Annotated in this window: 19 protein-coding genes and 4 pseudogenes; 10 read left to right on the top strand and 13 right to left on the bottom strand. The window is 73.4% G+C overall.

What is annotated here, in order from left to right; genetic code table 11:
• Positions 1-158: 158 nt before the first annotated feature.
• From G5V59_RS14000 to G5V59_RS13965, 8 genes and pseudogenes are all read right to left on the bottom strand, one after another.
• On the bottom strand, positions 159-233 hold the full coding sequence (locus G5V59_RS14000; protein WP_278259843.1) for a hydroxyisourate hydrolase: 75 nt from the start codon (positions 231-233) through the stop codon (positions 159-161).
• 97 nt (positions 234-330) lie between these two features.
• Positions 331-444 (bottom strand): annotated as a pseudogene (locus tag G5V59_RS13995) (hydroxyisourate hydrolase); the annotation flags it as partial.
• 226 nt (positions 445-670) lie between these two features.
• Positions 671-928: pseudogene (locus tag G5V59_RS13990) on the bottom strand (2-oxo-4-hydroxy-4-carboxy-5-ureidoimidazoline decarboxylase); the annotation flags it as partial.
• A gap of 272 nt (positions 929-1200) precedes the next feature.
• Positions 1201-2142 (bottom strand): amidase family protein, encoded by a 942-nt coding sequence (locus tag G5V59_RS13985; RefSeq protein ID WP_278259842.1) that lies wholly within the window; start codon positions 2140-2142, stop codon positions 1201-1203.
• Between the two features lie 69 nt (positions 2143-2211).
• Entirely contained in the window at positions 2212-2814 is a 603-nt protein-coding gene (locus G5V59_RS13980; RefSeq protein WP_278256868.1) for an acetamidase/formamidase family protein, read from the bottom strand.
• The gene (locus G5V59_RS13975) at positions 2765-3286 is read right to left on the bottom strand and encodes a hypothetical protein (RefSeq protein WP_278256867.1); all 522 of its coding nucleotides are present in this window, start codon (positions 3284-3286) and stop codon (positions 2765-2767) included. The genes G5V59_RS13980 and G5V59_RS13975 overlap by 50 nt, the downstream gene beginning before the upstream one ends.
• A 52-nt stretch (positions 3287-3338) precedes the next feature.
• Positions 3339-3785, bottom strand: a complete 447-nt coding sequence (locus G5V59_RS13970) for a hypothetical protein (RefSeq protein ID WP_278256866.1) — start codon at positions 3783-3785, stop codon at positions 3339-3341.
• The gene (locus G5V59_RS13965; RefSeq protein ID WP_278256865.1) at positions 3724-4380 is read right to left on the bottom strand and encodes a hypothetical protein; all 657 of its coding nucleotides are present in this window, start codon (positions 4378-4380) and stop codon (positions 3724-3726) included. Before G5V59_RS13965 ends, G5V59_RS13970 begins: the two co-directional genes overlap by 62 nt.
• A gap of 50 nt (positions 4381-4430) precedes the next feature.
• Here G5V59_RS13965 and G5V59_RS13960 point away from each other — a divergent pair, with 50 nt between their 5' ends.
• Positions 4431-4829, top strand: coding sequence for a hypothetical protein (locus G5V59_RS13960; RefSeq protein WP_278256864.1), 399 nt, complete (start codon positions 4431-4433; stop codon positions 4827-4829).
• On the opposite strand, the gene G5V59_RS13955 is transcribed toward G5V59_RS13960, so the two are convergent.
• Positions 4714-5667: a hypothetical protein gene (locus tag G5V59_RS13955; RefSeq protein ID WP_278256863.1), complete on the bottom strand. Its 954-nt coding sequence runs from the start codon at positions 5665-5667 to the stop codon at positions 4714-4716. The two genes, G5V59_RS13960 and G5V59_RS13955, sit on opposite strands and share 116 nt — an antisense overlap.
• Before the next feature lie 25 nt (positions 5668-5692).
• Here G5V59_RS13955 and mshB point away from each other — a divergent pair.
• A pseudogene (gene mshB / locus G5V59_RS13950) lies at positions 5693-6619 on the top strand (N-acetyl-1-D-myo-inositol-2-amino-2-deoxy-alpha-D-glucopyranoside deacetylase).
• An 18-nt stretch (positions 6620-6637) separates the two neighbouring features.
• Positions 6638-6997 (top strand): hypothetical protein, encoded by a 360-nt coding sequence (locus G5V59_RS13945; RefSeq protein ID WP_278256862.1) that lies wholly within the window; start codon positions 6638-6640, stop codon positions 6995-6997.
• 10 nt (positions 6998-7007) lie between these two features.
• Here the strand turns inward: G5V59_RS13945 and G5V59_RS13940 are convergent, their stop codons facing one another.
• The 3 genes from G5V59_RS13940 to G5V59_RS13930 form a co-directional block, all read right to left on the bottom strand.
• Positions 7008-8192 carry a M28 family peptidase gene (locus tag G5V59_RS13940; protein WP_278256861.1) on the bottom strand — a complete coding sequence of 395 codons (1185 nt, stop codon included), beginning with the start codon at positions 8190-8192 and terminating at the stop codon, positions 7008-7010.
• Positions 8189-8455, bottom strand: a complete 267-nt coding sequence (locus G5V59_RS13935) for a hypothetical protein (protein WP_278256860.1) — start codon at positions 8453-8455, stop codon at positions 8189-8191. Before G5V59_RS13935 ends, G5V59_RS13940 begins: the two co-directional genes overlap by 4 nt.
• A gap of 120 nt (positions 8456-8575) precedes the next feature.
• Entirely contained in the window at positions 8576-9079 is a 504-nt protein-coding gene (locus tag G5V59_RS13930; RefSeq protein WP_278256859.1) for an SRPBCC family protein, read from the bottom strand.
• Between the two features lie 111 nt (positions 9080-9190).
• Here G5V59_RS13930 and G5V59_RS13925 point away from each other — a divergent pair, with 111 nt between their 5' ends.
• The 7 genes and pseudogenes from G5V59_RS13925 to G5V59_RS13895 all read left to right on the top strand — a co-directional run bounded on the left by G5V59_RS13925 (position 9191) and on the right by G5V59_RS13895 (position 14926).
• The gene (locus G5V59_RS13925; RefSeq protein ID WP_278256858.1) at positions 9191-9439 is read left to right on the top strand and encodes a hypothetical protein; all 249 of its coding nucleotides are present in this window, start codon (positions 9191-9193) and stop codon (positions 9437-9439) included.
• Between the two features lie 54 nt (positions 9440-9493).
• A complete protein-coding gene (locus G5V59_RS13920) occupies positions 9494-10990 on the top strand; it encodes a peptidoglycan binding domain-containing protein (protein WP_278256857.1) in 1497 nt (498 codons plus the stop codon).
• 391 nt (positions 10991-11381) lie between these two features.
• A pseudogene (locus G5V59_RS13915) lies at positions 11382-11591 on the top strand (lipase); the annotation flags it as partial.
• A gap of 100 nt (positions 11592-11691) precedes the next feature.
• Positions 11692-11883: a hypothetical protein gene (locus tag G5V59_RS13910; protein WP_278256856.1), complete on the top strand. Its 192-nt coding sequence runs from the start codon at positions 11692-11694 to the stop codon at positions 11881-11883.
• A 285-nt stretch (positions 11884-12168) separates the two neighbouring features.
• On the top strand, positions 12169-13551 hold the full coding sequence (locus G5V59_RS13905) for a lipid-transfer protein (RefSeq protein ID WP_278256855.1): 1383 nt from the start codon (positions 12169-12171) through the stop codon (positions 13549-13551).
• Between the two features lie 8 nt (positions 13552-13559).
• Positions 13560-14729, top strand: coding sequence for a serine hydrolase domain-containing protein (locus tag G5V59_RS13900; RefSeq protein WP_278256854.1), 1170 nt, complete (start codon positions 13560-13562; stop codon positions 14727-14729).
• 29 nt (positions 14730-14758) lie between these two features.
• Positions 14759-14926, top strand: a complete 168-nt coding sequence (locus G5V59_RS13895; RefSeq protein WP_278256853.1) for a hypothetical protein — start codon at positions 14759-14761, stop codon at positions 14924-14926.
• Here G5V59_RS13895 and G5V59_RS13890 read toward each other — a convergent pair.
• A complete protein-coding gene (locus tag G5V59_RS13890) occupies positions 14923-15756 on the bottom strand; it encodes a hypothetical protein (RefSeq protein ID WP_278256852.1) in 834 nt (277 codons plus the stop codon). The genes G5V59_RS13895 and G5V59_RS13890 overlap by 4 nt on opposite strands.
• Positions 15757-15790 lie beyond the last annotated feature (34 nt).

The following is a 15790-nucleotide window of genomic DNA, read 5'->3' as shown; positions in this document are numbered from 1 at the left end:
CTGTTGTCGCCGTCGGTGTAGGCCGCGGCGAAGTCGCCGCGCAGGCTGGGTGGTCACGGTGAGGTCGCGCAGGACGTGGTCGGCCGTGGCGCGCTCGACGGTGACCAGCCGGCACTCGGCCTTGCCGTGCTGGAGGTCGGAGAGCTCGTAGCCGCCCATCAGGACCCCCGGTAGGTCGTGTAGGAGAACGGGCTGAGGAGCAGCGCCACGTGGTGGTGCTCGCCGTCGGTCACCGCGAAGGTGATCTCGACCCGCGGGTGGAAGGCTCGCCCGGTCCTGGGCGGCGAACCACGCACCGGTCACGAAGGACAGGCGGTGCTCGCCCGAGGCGAGGTCGGCGGCGAAGCGGACCCGGCCGTCGGCGTCGGTCACGGCCTCCTCGACCGGTACGCCGGAGGCGTCGGCGAGGACGACCGCGACGCCCGCCGCGGGACGGCCCAGCACCGCGTCGAGAACGTGGGTGGAGGCCGTGCTCACCGCAGCACCTCCGCGTCCGCGCCGACCAGGTCCGCGAGCCGGAGCAGGGCGATCTCCCCGAGTCTGCTGCCGGGTGACGTCGAGCTCGGTGGCCGGGTCGTTGCCGAGCCGCTGCTCCGGGAGCGCGAGCAGGCTCCTCGCCGTCGCGGCCCTTGGCGCGGACCAGGTAGATCCGGCCGAAGCGCTGCTCGTAGGCGGCGTTGCCCGCAGCGAGCCGGGCGGCGAGGCCGGTGTCGGCGGCGTCGACGCCGGCCTGCTCGCGGCGCGAGTGGGCGGCCGTCGTACCGGCTCCGGTGGGGCGCTCGCCGATCCGCGGGTGGTCGGCGAGCGCCCCCTCGACCTCGGCCGGCGTCCATCCCGCCACCTGCTCACGAGCGGTGTCGAGCAGGCTCGCGGCCGTGGCGTAGGGCCGCCCGGCGGACAGCGCGCCCACCCACCCGTCGATGGCCACGCAGGCCCGCAGCGCCTCCGCCGCCTCCGCGTCCGGCAGGGCGTTGAACTCCTCGATCAGCACAGGGCCTCCTCGCTCACGGCTCTGAAACTAGATCCTCCCTGTGAAGCGAGATCGAAACAATCGTTTCAGTCAGGTCAATTCGCGGGCGAGGTCGAGCAGGTCGTGGTCGCGCCCGGGCGCCGCGAGCAGGCACGCGCCGCACGGCAGGCCCGTGGAGGTGCGCAGCGGCACGGTCACCGCGGGCAGCCCCCCGATGCCCGCGACGCAGGTCAGCGCGAGGGTCGCCTCCCGCGTCTCCTGCAGCCGCGCGGCCAGCCCGTCGCCGAGCAGGGGGGCCACCGTGGGAGCCTGCGGGCAGGACGACGACCTGGTCGCCGACCAGGCTCACGGATCGTGTCCCGCGCGGCGTCGACCACCGCGCGTGCCGTCGCCGCCTCGTCCGCGCCGATCGTGCGGGCACGCTCGAACCGGCCGCGCACGTCCGGGCCCAGGGTGCCGAGCCGCTCCGCCAGCCACGTGCCGTGCTCGCGCCAGGCCTCCCACGCCTGGAGGGTGACGAAGGCGTCGCGCCAGCCCGCCAGCCTCCTGCACCGGCCAGCCGACCGGTCGCAGCGTCCGCGGCTGCCAGCCGGCGACCGCCGCGGCCACCTCGACCTCGGCGAGCTCCAGCAGTGCCGGCACGGTGACCAGGCTTTCCGGCCGGCGGCGGTGGTCGTGCCCGGCACCAGGACGGCGCCGACGCGGGCCAGCAGGCCCGCGTCGCGGGTCAGCCACCCCACCGCGTCGAAGGTCGGTGCCAGCGGAAGAACGCCGTCGCGGGGGAGCACTCCGTGGGTGGTGCGGATGCCGAACAGCCCCTGGTACGCCGCCGGGACCCGGATCGAGCCACCGGTGTCGGTGCCCAGGCCGATCGAGGCCTCACCCAGCGCCACGGCGGCTGCCGACCCCGACGAGGAGCCGCCGCTGATCCGGCCCGGCGCGGCCGGGTTCGGCGGCGTCCCGTAGTGGGCGTTGGTGCCGGCCAGGGAGTAGGCGAACTCGTCGGTCTGGGTGATCCCGCGCAGCGACGCGCCCGCGGCGAGCAACGCCGCCACGACGGGCGCGTCCGCCTCGGCCGGCGTGGTGGCGGCCAGCCGGGCCGGGTTGCCCGCGCCGACGGAGAGCCCGGCGACGTCGTAGAGATCCTTGACGGCGACGCTCTCGCCGGCCAGCGGACCGGTCGGGCTCCCGTGCAGCAGCGGGTCGCCGCGCAGGCTGCCAGACCCGCTCGTCCCAGCGGCTCACGGCCCTGCCGGGAAGTCGCTCTTGCGGATCCGGGCGTGCACGCCCTTGACCACGTCGACGACCTGGGAGATGTCGAAGTCGGTGGCGGCGCTGAGGTAGGCGTAGGCCAGGTGCGGCGCCATGCCGTAGCGGGCGCCGAGCAGCCCGATCGCCGCGCGCACGCAGTTCTGCACCGCGACGTCGAGGTCCGGGTCGAGCCCGGTCGGGACGAGGTGCTCGGCGGTCTCCGCCAACGGGCCCGCGAGCTCGCCGAAGCGGCGCACCGCGTCCTCGCGGGGCACCACGTCGAGCCGGACCGTCGCGCGCAGGGAGGCCTCCAGCGCGGTCAGCGAGACCTCGCCGTCGCCCTGCGCGAAGTGCGGGTCGCCGACGTAGGCGAGGGCGCCGTCGACCTGCACCGGGAGGTAGAGCGTGGCGCCGGCCGTCAGCAGGTTGATGTCGAGGTTCCCGCCGTAGGGACCCGGTGGCACCGAGTGGGGACGCTCGGGCGCGGCCGTCGCGACGCCCATGATCCCGAGGAAGGGCGCCAGCGGGAAGGACACCACGGGTTCACCACCCTCCCGCAGCGGGAGCAGGGCGCGGGTGCCGTCGTCGGACACCTCCGCGAAGACCGAGACGGTGCGACCGTCCGCCGGCAGGCTCACCGGGCAGCGCGCCCTTGCCGTGACGGTTGGACACCACGCCGTACGCCACCCGGGGCAGGGTCTCGACGACGGTCATCGCGAGCAGGTCGCCGGCTCGTGCCCCGCGCACCCGCACCGGGCGGGACACCACGTGCGGCCCGTCCACGCCGAACGTGCGCGGCAGCGCGGACGCCGCGAGCGCCACCGCGTCGTCGAGCACCTCCCCGTCCGGTACGCCGTGCCGGCCGAAGAAGGTACGCGGGTCGCGGCCCTGGTCCTCCAGGATCCCCTCGTGGCTGACGGTGTCGAAGGTGACCTCCGTGCCCGGGTCGACGCTCAGCACCGGGGTGTCGGTGGCGCAGGGCAGCCGGCCCCAGTGCACCGTGCCGGGCTCGGCCGGCAGGTACGTCGCCGACCGGATCGGTCCGGCCCCGGGCTGCAGGATCACCCGGCGCAGCCTAGGAGCGGTGTGCGTCGGGCGTGTTACGTCCCGGTTCGGGTCAGGAACCGAGTCCGGAGCGGCGCATCCCGAAGATCCAGCGCCGGTGCGGGTGCTCGGTCACCGACCACAGGGACTCGGTCTCCGGCCACCAGACCAGGTCCTCGGGGCCGATCGGGGTGGCCCAGCGGTGCTCGCGGAAGCCGCCCGGCGTGCCGACGTACATCGAGCCGGGGAAGACGGGCGTGCGCGAGGCCGTCGCGTAGAAGCGCCCGTCCACGACCGCGACGCCCTGCATCCGCGCCTGGCCGCGCTCGTCGATCTCCGGCACGTAGCGGCCCTCGGCGTCGCCGGTCAGCAGGTGCGTGGCCGGGTCGATCTCGAAGCGGGCGAAGCGGCGGGTCTGCTTCGGCGAGCCGTACTCGCCGACCACCAGCGCCGGGTCCTCACGGCTGCGGTCGATGGTGAAGAAGGAGAACCGGAGCCGGGAGACGCCCTCGTCGCTCACGCCCTTGTAGATGAACCGGACCGGCAGGACGTACCGGTGCCCCCAGGTCTCGTACGACGAGCCGGCGGGCACCCGCAGCAGGTCCTCCCACCGGCAGGTGTAGAGCCCCTTGCCGGTTCCGCCGACGTGCAGGTAGCCGCCGTGCCACACGATCCCCCCCGGCGTGCACCTTCAACGGGCTGAGCCCGGGCACGCCGTTCTTCACGGTCGGGGTCACCAGGAGCACGTGCCCGTAGCGACGGCGCTCCACGTCGACGACGCTGATCCGCGAGCCGGAGCCCTGCTTGGAGTACCACGACGTCGCCAGCACGTCGCGCCCGTGCCGTGCCCGGAAGCCGGTCTCGGCCGAGGTGGTGATGCCCTGGGGCATCCAGGCCGGGTCGCGCCGGTCGTGGGCGTCCCAGGTGTAGGCCGCGGTGACCTTGCGTCCGAGCAGCCGCGGGCTGGGTGCCCAGGTACGGCGCAAGCGGCCTGCCAGGTCCGGGACCATGCCGTCGATGCCCACCCGGCCGCCGCCGTCGGCCGCGAGCGCCGCCGCCAGGGCGTCGATCTCCGCGACGTTCTCCTCGGTGCGGGTCAGGTGCAGTCCGGCCACGGCGGTCAACCTAGCCGACGTCCCGAGGAGGCCTGCGCCAGAATGGAGCCGTGAGGGGCATCTTCTTCGAGGAGGAGCAGGCGCGCTCGGCCGCGCTCGCGCTGGTGCGCGGCGGCTACCAGGCCGAGGTCGTGCGCGAGCGGCTGGCCGGCGAGGACGACGACGAGGACCACCCGTGGGCGGTGCTCACCGACGCGCCCGAGGTGCAGACTCGACCTGCTCGTGGAGATGTACGACGGCTGGCTGGACGACGAGAGCGACGAGCCCTCCACCCCGGCGCCGCCGCTCGTGCTGCCCGAGGCCCCGAAGCGGATCAAGCGGCCGGAGTAGCGCTCAGCGCGCCGCGCAGGCGAACGGACCCTCGCCGCGGGCCCAGGCTGCGACGAGCGGCTGCCGGTCCGCCCAAGGCGCCTCGGCCCGCACCGCGTGGCCGTCGCGGGAGACCGTGAGGTCGACGTCGAGCCCGGTGCGCGCGGCGCTGTCCTCCAGGAAGGTCCCGAGGGCCTTCTCGTCCTGCTCGGCGCCGTCGCCCTCGAACAGCCGGACCGCGCGGACCGGGTCGCCGGGCCGGGCGAACAGCGCCAGGCCGTCGGGCGTGCCGAGGTCGCCGTACAGTCTGCTCGGCCTGGGCGGGGGTGGTCCGCCCGCCGGCACCGCACAGCGGCTGGACCGAGACGGCGGCGTAGGCGAGGCCGTCCTGGTCCCCGGCCTGGTCGAGCAGGTCGCCGAAGCCGCCGTCGTCGGCGAGCGAGTCCTTCTCGTCGGTCGTCGCCTCGGCCGCCGCCTCCACGTCGCCGCCGGTGACGATGACCGACTCGTCGGCGACCAGGGCGATGTCGAGCAGGCTGGGAGGGGTAGCGCCCGCCGACGAGGCCGTCGGCGTCGGCCTTCTGGAGATCGGCGTGGAAGACCGGCCGGTCCTTCGGGCCGGAGCGCTCGTAGCCCGCGTCGAGGAGGTCCTTCGCGACCTTGTCGAAGTCGAGGTCGCGCGACATCTTCCACACCCGGGCCAGCCCGTCGTCGCCGGTGCCCGTGGCCTCCCACTCGATGTCCTTGTCGTGGAAGGCTGCGCCGTCCATCGCCCGGTCCCAGACGGTGAGCGCCGTGCCGAAGTCGTCGCCCGCCTCGCCGCGGTCGACGAAGGTGACCGAGGTCGTGCCCGCCGGCAGGTACTCCAGCGACTCCTCCAGGTGGGAGCCTGCCGTCGAGCAGGCCGCAGCCGGCCAGCGTGGAGGCCATCAGGACCAGGGCCGGGACCGGAACCAGGCGCCCGAGGGTGTGCGTCATGGGCCCCATCATTACGCTCCAGATCATGAGCGAAACCGCAGCACACCGACTGCTGCTCGTCCACGCCCACCCTGACGACGAGTCGATCGGCCAGGGCGCGACCATGGCCCAGTACGTCGCCGAGGGCCGCGGCGTCACCCTGGTGACCTGCACGGCGGGCGAGATGGGCGAGATCCTGGTGCCCGAGTCTGGAGCACCTGGCCGCTGACAAGGAGGACCGGCTCGGCGAGCACCGGCGCGGTGAGACTCGACGCGGCGATGAAGGCGCTCGGCGTGACGGACCACCGCTTCCTCGGCGGTTTCGGCACCTACCGCGACTCGGGGATGAAGTGGCACGAGGACGGCCACGCGATCGCGGCGGACGACATCCACGACAACGCCTTCTGGAACGCCGACCTCACCGAGGCCGCGACGCACCTGGTGGAGATCATCCGCGAGGTGCGCCCGCAGGTGCTGGTGACCTACGACGAGTTCGGCGGCTACGGCCACCCGGACCACATCCAGGCCCACCGGGTGGCGATGTACGGCGCCCAGGCGGCCGCCGCGCCGTCGTACCGACGGGACCTGGGGGAGGCCTGGGAGATCAGCAAGATCTACTGGGGCGCCATCTCGGAGAGCCGGATCCGCGAGGGTCTGCGCCGGATCCGCGCGTCGGGGGACACCACGACCTTCGAGGGGATGGACCCCGACGGCGACCTGCCGCCGATGTTCCGTCCCGACGAAGACATCTCGTGCGAGGTCGACGCGAGCGCGCAGGTGGAGCGCAAAGCTCGACGCCCTGCGCGCCCACGCCACCCAGATCACCACCGACGGTCCGTTCTTCGCGCTGTCCAACAACCAGGGCGCGGAGGCCTTCGGGCGCGAGCAGTACCGTCTGGTCAAGGGCACCCCCGGCGACCTCGACCCGGACACCGGCTGGGAGAGCGACCTCTTCGCCGGCATCCCCGGCTGACCGGTCCGGTACGACGCCATGACGCTGCTGCGACGCGGCGTGCTCGCCGTGCTCGCGCTCCTCGCCGGCGCAGCGGTGTCGGTGTGCACCGTCGCGCTGCACGGCTACACCTGGGGCCTGGTCCTCGGCACGGTGACCACGGCCGCGGCCCTGGTCGCGCTGCCGCCGGGCTGGTGGGCCCGGCTTCCGTTCGCGCTCGGCTGGGTGGGCGTGCTGTGGCTGGCCACCACCCGGCGCCCGGAGGGGGACTACCTGGTCGCCTCCGACGCACACGGCTACACGTTGCTGGTCGTGGGGATGCTGGTGCTCGCCGGGGGATGCCTCGGCCTGGTCCGCCGGCGACCGGCGGACCAGGCGGACCAGGCGGAGGAGGCCTGAGACTCCCGGCTCAGAAAGCTCGTCGCGACGTCGTCGACGACGAAGGCTCGTCTGGAGCGAGGAGTCCTCGGTCGCGGCGAACCTCAAGGTGATCGTCGTGCCCTTGTAGGCACTCAGGTCGATCGTCTTCTGCGACCAGGTGGCCTTCGGGGTGGAGGCGTTGGAGTAGGAGTGCTTCGTGGTCCCGTTGACCTGCACCGTCGCCTTGTCGTAGGCCGTGCTGCCGCTCTCGGCGGTGTCGATGCGGATCCAGTAGGTCAGCGTCGGACTGGTGGCGCTGGCGGGCACGGCGAAGGACTGGGAGGCCTCCTCGTTGGCGGGGCTGCCGTTGCCGCCGAGCCACAGGCTTCCACGAGCCGGTGTGCGCGGGCTTGCTGGCGCTGCTGGTGATCGCGCCGGTGGTGCCCGTCCAACCCGTCGCACCGGACTCGAAGCCGCCGTTGGTCAGCGCGCCACCGGCGGGCGGCGTGCCGCCGCCGTCGACCGCGGTGTGCCAGATCGTGTAGGCGAGGCCGTCGGCGGACCGGTCGAGCCCGGTGGCGTTGATGTTCGAGGGGTACTTGTCGCACGCCGAGTGGTAGCAGGGGTCGTACGACGCGCCGGACGTGCCGCCCCACTTGGCGGCCTGCGCGGAGGTCTTGCGGGCGCTGGCGCCCATCGCGTAGCCGGAGGTGGGGATGCCGTAGTTCTCGAACGAGTAGTCGTCCGAGCGGCCCGCGCCCTCGACGTTCTCCTCCGGCTGCAGCCCGAGGGAGTCCCAGTAGGCCTTCATCGGCGCGGCGGCGGCACTGGTGATGTGGTTGATGAAGTAACCGCCGTTGGTGGAGGCGACCATGTCGAAGTTGTAGTACGCCTTGATCTGGCCGCGCTGGGTGGCGGTCAGGCTCTTGGCGTAGAACGCCGATCCGTTCAGGCCCTGCTCTTCGTCGGTCCACCAGGTGAAGCGCGCGTGCCCGGTCATGGCGGGGTTGGCCTTGGCGAGCTGGAGCGCGTTCTCGAGCAGGATCGCCGACCCGGAACCGTTGTCGTTGATGCCCGGCCCGGCCGAGACGCTGTCGAGGTGGGCGCCGTAGACGTAGGTCTTGGTCGCGTCGCCGCCGGGCCAGTCGGCGATGACGTTGTCGGAGGGGTAGGTGCAGGTGGTGCAGCGCTGCAGGGTGACGGTGTAGCCGGCCGCCTCCAGGGTGGACTTCACGTAGGCTCGTCGAGGCCGTGTAGCCCGCGCTCCCGGCACGCCGGTTGCCGCCGTTGGCCGTCGCGACGTCCTGCAGACTTCTGCAGGTGGGCCTGGACGTTGGCGACGGGTACGTCGGGCGCGTCGGCCGTGGGCGCGGCCTGGGCCGGCAGACCGGTGAGGCCGGCCAGGCCGGTCAGGCCGGTCAGGCCGAGCAGGCCGAGCAGGGCGGTCGCCGAGGCGGCGAGCAGGGCCGCCGGACGGCGACGGGGGGTGGGGTTCATCCCGAGAACTTCCCTTCGATGGACGTGCGTTGATGGAGATGAAGCGACGTCCGATGTCCCCGGGCAGGAAATTCTTATCCGATGAGGGGGTCCGAGCGGAAGACCTGGAGCAGACCTGGATCAGGCTCCGGAGGCGGCGAAGTGCGCGAGGGTGTCCCGGCGCAGCCCGGCGACGGTGTGCGCGACCATCCGCGCGGCCAGCCGGCGGGCCGGCTCCGGGCCGTTCGGCTCGATCACGAGCTCCCAGGTGAAGGTGCTCGATCCCGCCGACGGGACGACCGTGTAGCGCTCGCCGAGCCGGCGGAAGAGCGGCACGGTCGCGGACTCGACGACGAAGGCGTTGACGTAGCCGCGCTCGGGGTCCTCCTCCCAGCGGAAGTACCGCTCGTGGATGGTGACCCGGTTGGCCAGCGTGACCGTGCGGGTGGTGCCGACGCCGTACGGGGCGGGGGAGGTCCAGCGCACGCTGTGCAGGCCCTTGCACCAGCGCAGCGGCCGCTCCCCGTGCAGGTCCGCCCACACCTCCGCGGCCGGGCGCGGGGTCGTCAGCGAGAAGACGTAGTAGTGCGGGTTCTCGTCGTCGAACGGGTTCGCACCGAGAGGCTGCAGCGGGAAGGACGCCACGGGAGGTCTCCTGGGCTCGGGGGCACGCCGCATCCTAGGGAATCCCCCACCCCGGCCACCGGCGATTCCGGAGCATTCGCGAGCCCTCCCTAGGATGGCGCGCGTGACGATGTGGCACGGGATCTCGGGCGACGGCGCCGAGAAGCGCGAACGCCCCGGCGGCAAGGCCGTGGTGGCGGTCGTCGTCGTGCTCCTGCTGCTCGTCGTCGGCGGGTACGCCGCCGCGCACGCCGTCGCAGGCGACAAAGCCTCCCGCGTGGCGCGAAGGTCTCCGGCGTCGACGTGGGCGGGATGAGCCGCTCCGCCGCGATCGACAAAGCTCGAGCGCGAGCCTGGGCCCGCGGGCCGACGCGCCGGTGAAGGTGCGGGTGGAGCACGAGCCTGCCCGGCGAGGACGCCGCCGACGACACCACCGTGCGGCCGTCCGCGATCGGCATGAGCATCGACTACGCCGCCTCGGTGGACGCGGCGGGTGCGGGGTCGAGCTGGAGCCCGAAGCGGCAGTGGGACTACTTCGCCGGCGGCGAGGACACCGCCGCCGTCGTACGGGTCGACCAGGCGCGCTTCGACGACCGCCTCGCCGCGCTCTCGAAGGGCCTGGGCACGCCGCCCAAGGACGGTCAGGTGCGCTTCTCGGCCGACGGCGTGGACACCGTCCCGCCCGTCGCCGGCCAGGCGATCGACGCCGACGCCGCCCGCGAGACGCTCACCGACGCCTTCCTCTCGGGCAAGGACGACGTGACCCTGGAGGTCACCAAGGCCCAGCCGGACGTGGACGCCGCCGAGGTCGCCGAGGCGGTCAAGACCTTCGCCGAGCCCGCGATGGCCGCGCCGGTCACCCTCGCCTTCGGCAAGAACAACGTCGTCCTCGCGCCGGCGAGGTTCGCCGCGGCGCTGTCGATGAAGCCCGAGAACGGCGCCCTGGTCCCGGTCGTCGACCAGGCCGTGCTCACCCGGCTGGTGGCGAGCGCGACCTCCGACGGCAAGCCGGTCGACGCGACCGTGCGCCTGGTGAAGGGCAAGCCGCGCGTGGTGCCGGCCAAGCCGGGGGTCGAGTTCGACCCGGCGCAGGTGGCCGACGTCTTCCAGGGCCTGCTCACCCAGCCCGCCGGCAAGCGCAGCGGCACCGTGGACGCGAAGGTCAAGGAGGCCGCGTTCACCACCGAGGACGCGACCAACCTCAAGATCGTCGAGAAGGTCTCGGAGTTCTCCACGCACTACCCGCACGCCGACTACCGCAACACCAACATCGGCCGCGCGGCGAAGCCTGATCGACGGCACGGTGCTCAAGCCGGGCGAGGAGTTCTCCCTCAACAAAGCCTGGTGGGGGAGCGCACCGCCGAGAACGGCTTCACCGAGGGCTACGTCATCAGCAACGGCATCCTCAAGGCCTGGACCTCGGCGGCGGCGTCTCGCAGATGGCGACGACGACCTTCAACGCGATGTTCTTCGCCGGCCTCAAGGACATCCAGCACAAGCCGCACTCGTTCTACATCGACCGCTACCCGGTCGGCCGCGAGGCCACGGTGGCCTGGCCGACGGTCGACCTGCGCTTCCAGAACGACACCGACCACGGCGTCCTCATCCACGCCTGGATCGAGCCGAGCAGGCTCCTCCCGCCAGGGCACGGTCACCGTGCAGATGTGGTCCACCAAGGTCTGGGACATCGACTCCAAGACCTCCGCGCGCTACGCCTACGTCGCCCCCGCGACCCGCACGCTGACCACCTCCGACTGCGAGCCGCACACGGGCTCCTCCGGCTTCCAGGTCGACGTCACCCGGATCTTCCGCAAGCACGGCTCCTCGGCGATCGACCACACCGAGAAGTTCCACACGAACTACACGCCGGCCGACACCGTGATCTGCAAGCAGCCCGCGCCGCCGCCGAAGCAGAAGCCCGGCGACGACTGATCCCGACCGAGGTGATCCGGGCCGGGGCGTGACAGCGGTCACGTTCGCGCGTTGAATGCTGCCGTGCGCTCCCTCCTCGTCTCCCTGCTCATCGTCCTCGGCGTCCTCACCGCCGCACCCGCGCAGGCGGACACGATCCTGCCGGCCCTGCCGACCGCCCCCGAGGGCGACATCCCCGGCACCAACGACTGGTCCTGCCGGCCGACCGCGGCCCGGCCCACGCCGGTCGTGCTCGTCCACGGCACCTTCGGCGACCGGCGCCACCTGCTCGAGCCGCTCGCGAAGGCGATCAAGGCCCGGGGCTTCTGCGTCTTCTCCCTCGACTACGGCAACCGCGGCACCGGCGACATCGTGAGGTCCGCCGGCGAGCCTGAAGGCCTACGTCGCCAAGGTGCGCGCCGCGACCGGCGCCGCCAGGGTCTCGCTGGTCGGGCACTCGCAGGGCGGGATGATGCCGCGCTACTACATCAAGTTCCTGGGTGGCGCCTCCTTCGTCGACGACCTGGTCGGGATCGCGCCCTCCAACCACGGCACGCGCCTGCTCCCGGCGTTCAACCCGATCGCCGACCTGCTGCCCGGCGCGGTCTGCGTCGCCTGCAACCAGCAGGCCTGGGGCTCGGCGTTCCTGGCCCACCTCAACGCCGGCGACGAGACGCCGGGCGCGGTGAGCCTACACCCAGATCACCACCCGGTACGACGAGGTGGTCGTCCCGCACACGTCCGGCTACCTCGCCGCCGGCCCGCTGACCACCAACCTCACCATCCAGGCGAAGTGCCCGCTCGCGATCGCCGACCATCTGCTCGTGCCGACCAACCGCACGACCATCGCGCTCACGCTGGACGCGCTGACGCACCGTGGTCCGGCGCGCGCGGCGTACCAGCCCCCTTGCTAGGGTGTAGAACACGTTCTAGTTCAGGAGGTCCCGTGACCGCCACCCCCGTCGTCGAGGGCTGGTTCACCACCGGCACGGAGCCCACGCTCCTCGCCTCGCGGTGCACCGCGTGCAGCAACGTCGTGTTCCCGCCGGTCGCGGAGGACGCCCTGTCCTTCTGCCGCAACCCGGCCTGCGCCGGCGAGGAGCACGCCTCCGTCGCCCTCTCGCGGCGCGGGACCGTGTGGTCCTACACCGACGCGCAGTACCAGCCCCCGGCGCCGTACGTCCCCGCCGCGGACCCGTATGTCCCCTTCGCGCTGGCCGCGGTCGAGCCTGCCCGAGGGCCTGGTCGTGCTCGGCCAGGTCGCCGACGGCTTCGGCGTCGCCGACCTGCGCGTCGGGGCCGAGGTCGAGCTCGTGGTCGAGACGCTGCACACCGACGAGACCGGCGAGCGCACGACCTACCGCTGGAAGCCGGTCGCCGGGCAGGGGGGCGTCATGAGCGTCGCGATCGCCGGGGTGGGCATGCACCCGTGGGGCAAGTGGGGCCGCAACTTCACCGAGTACGGCGTGCACGCGGCCCGCGCCGCGCTCGCCGACGCCGGCATCGCCTGGGCCGACGTGGACCTCGTGGTCGGCGGGGAGACGGTGCGCAACGGCTACGCCGGCTATGTCGCCGGCTCGACCTTCGCCCAGGCGCTGGGCTGGAACGGCGCGCGGATCGCGACGTCGTACGCCGCCTGCGCGACCGGCGCCCAGGCCATCGACACCGCTCGCGCCCGGATCCTCGCCGGGCTGTCCGAGGTCGCGCTCGTCGTCGGCGCGGACACCACGCCCAAGGGCTTCCTCGCGCCGAACGCCGGCGAGCGCTGGAGCGACCCGGACTGGCTGCGCTTCCGGCTGCTCGGGATGACGAACCCGGCGTACTTCGCGCTCTACGCCCGGCGCCGGATGGACCTCTACGGCGCGACCAACGAGGACTTCGCGCAGGTGAAGGTCAAGAACGCCCGGCACGGCCTGGCCAACCCCAACGCCCGCTTCCGCAAGGAGGCGAGCGTCGAGGACGTGCTCGCCTCGCCCGTGGTCTCCGACCCGCTGCACCTGCTCGACATCTGCGCGACCTCCGACGGCGCGGCCGCCGTGGTGCTGTGCAGCGAGGAGTACGCACGCGGGCACGGCATCGCCAAGCCGGTGCGGGTCGCCGCCGTCTCGACGGTCACCCCGACCTTCCCGAACACCGTCATCGACATGCCGCTGCTCGCGACCGACTGCTCTGCGGTGGCCGGCGCGCCGGAGCGGACGTTCAAGGAGGCGATCGGACAGGCGGCGTACGACGAGGCGGGGATCGGGCCCGAGGACGTCGACGTCGCCGAGGTCTACGACCTGTCCACCGCACTGGAGCTGGACTGGATCGAGGACCTGCAGGCTGTGCAAGCGCGGCGAGGCCGAGGTGCTGCTCCGGGCGGGGGAGACGACGATCGGCGGCCGGATCCCGGTCAACCCGTCCGGCGGCCTGGCCTGCTTCGGCGAGGCCGTCCCGGCGCAGGCGATCGCGCAGGTCTGCGAGACTCACCTGGCAGTTTGCGCGGGCAGGCGACCGGTCGCCAGGTCGAGGGCGCGAAGGTCGGGATCACCGCCAACCAGGGGCTCTTCGGGCACGGCTCGTCGGTGCTGCTCTCCGTATGATCGGCTGAATGGCACGACTCGACGCGCACCGTCTCGGGCGCCGGCTCGCGGAGCCTGGTGGCGACGTACGACGTGCCGGGGGCCTCGGTCGCGGTGCTGACCGACGGCGAGGTGGTCGAGGCCGCCGCCGGTGTGGTCAACCTGCGCACCGGCGTCGCGACGACGCCGGACTCGCCCTTCCAGGTCCAGTCGGTCACGAAGGCTGTGGACCGCGACCCTGGTGCTGCAGGCTCGTGGACGAGGGCCGGCTCTCCCTCGACGACCCGGTGAGCCGCCACCTGCCGCGCTTCCGCACGGCGGACGAGGAGCAGAGCGCGGCGATCACGGTGCGCCACCTGCTCACCCACACCGGCGGCTTCGAGGGAGACCTGTGGCCCGACGTGCGCGACGACCGGCGCCGCCTGGGCGAGACTCGTCGACCTGCACGTCGCCAATGCCCCGCAGCACCTGCCGCCCGGCCACCTGTACTCCTACTGCAGCGCCGGGATGGGCGTGCTCGGCCGCCTGGTCGAGGTCACCCTGGGGCTGTCGTACGACGAGGCGCTGCGCCGTCGTCTCGCCGACCCGCTCGGCGTGCGCGGCCTCGCGGTGGACGCCGGGGAGGCCCTGGCACACCGCAGCGCGATCGGCCACGTGGACGCCCGGGCCGGGCAGCCCGCGCGCCCGTTGCGAACCTGGGCGCAGATGCCCGCCTCCAACCCCGCCGCCGGCAACTCGCTGGCGATGCCGGCGCGCGGCCTGGTCGCCCTGGCCCGCATGCACCTCGGCGACGGGGTCGGCCCCGGCGGGGCGCGGCTGCTGTCGCGCGACAGCGCCCGGCTGATGCGCACCGCGCAGGTGCCGGTGCCGGCGAGCGCCGGTGCCCAGCAGGGACTGGGCTGGCGGCTGCCGGCGCCGGGTGTGGCCGAGCACGGTGGCGACGCGATCGGCTGCGGCGCGATGCTGCGCACCGTCCCCGACGCGGGGGTCGCGGTGGCCGTGCTGGTCAACGGCGGCCAGATGTCCGCGCTGATCTCGACGTTGTGCGCGGAGCCTGCTGGACGGCGTGGCCGAGCTGCCTCCGCCCCCGCGGGTGCCCGCTGGGACGGGGGCCGACCCGGCGCCGTACGTCGGGACGTATGCGCTGCGCAACGAGGTCTCCGAGGTCACCACCGACGACGCGGGACGGCTGTGGCTGACCCACACCGAGCGCGGCGAGGCCGTCACGATGGCGACCCGCGCGGGTGCGGTGCTCGAGCCGGTCACCCACGGCCTGCGCCGCCTGGACGGCGAGCAGTTCGTGCGGGTCGACGGCAACGGCGCCGCCGCGGGCCGGGTGGAGTTCGTCGAGGGCGGGCGGTTCCTGCACAGCGGGCGGGCCGCGCCCCGGGTCTAGGGCTTGGGCAGGATCTCCCACACCACGTGCTCGCCGGGCAGGCCCTTGAGACTCGACGGTGTCGTGCTCCTCCAGGACGACCGCCGCGTCGTCGTCCAGCGCCTCGCGCACGGCGTCGCTGACCAGCACCTCCCCGCCCCGGGCGAGGTCGGCCACCCGTGCCGCCATCGCGACGTTGCGGCCGAAGTAGTCGCCGTCGCGGGCGACCACCTGGCCGGTGTGGATGCCGATCCGCACCTGGATCGGGCCGTGCCGGCGCAGCGTCGGGTCGCGCGGCAGGTCCCGCTGGATGCCGAGCGCTGCCCGGCAGGCCGCCTCCGCGTCGCGGAAGGCGACCATGAACCCGTCGCCGGCGGTCTTGACCACCTGGCCGCGGTACTTCTCGATCCGCGCCCGCAGCACCCGGTCGTGGGCGGCCAGCACCTTGACCCAGGTCGAGTCGCCGAGGCGGTCGTTGAGCGGCGTGGAGTTCTCGATGTCGGAGAAGAACAGGGTGACCGTGCCGTCGGAGGCGGCCATGTTGAGGATGTCCGCACGCTCCTCGGTGGCCCAGGCTCTGCAGGTCCTCCACCGTGCCCTGGATGAGCCCGGTGATGCCGCGCTCGCGCACCCGCGAGGCCGTGCGCAGCATCCGGCGCATCGCCCGCTCGGCCGACGTGGAGGGCGGCGGGGGACGCAGGGCGGCGTCCAGGTCCGACTCCAGGCTGGGTGATGTGCGCGCCCAGCGCCTCCAGCTCGGCCTGCAGCCGCGCCCGGTCCCGGGCGAAGAGCCCGACGAGCACGACGAGCGCCACGCAGAGCACTCCCAGCACGATCGCCACGGCCGTCACGATCGAAAGCGTAGAGCGGCGACAGCCGTTGTGC

The sequence above is a fragment of the Nocardioides convexus genome (genome assembly GCF_011090295.1).
This window is presented reverse-complemented; position numbering and strand designations above follow the sequence as displayed.

Bases quoted from the DNA above. Each gene is read 5' to 3' on its own strand.
- G5V59_RS13955 (WP_278256863.1), bottom strand. From the start codon at position 5,667: ATGACGCACACCCTCGGGCGCCTGGTTCCGGTCCCGGCCCTGGTCCTG.
- G5V59_RS13945 (WP_278256862.1), top strand. From the start codon at position 6,638: ATGACGCTGCTGCGACGCGGCGTGCTCGCCGTGCTCGCGCTCCTCGCC.
- G5V59_RS13935 (WP_278256860.1), bottom strand. From the start codon at position 8,455: ATGAACCCCACCCCCCGTCGCCGTCCGGCGGCCCTGCTCGCCGCCTCG.
- G5V59_RS13905 (WP_278256855.1), top strand. From the start codon at position 12,169: ATGTCCCCTTCGCGCTGGCCGCGGTCGAGCCTGCCCGAGGGCCTGGTC.
- G5V59_RS13900 (WP_278256854.1), top strand. From the start codon at position 13,560: ATGGCACGACTCGACGCGCACCGTCTCGGGCGCCGGCTCGCGGAGCCT.
- G5V59_RS13895 (WP_278256853.1), top strand. From the start codon at position 14,759: ATGGCGACCCGCGCGGGTGCGGTGCTCGAGCCGGTCACCCACGGCCTG.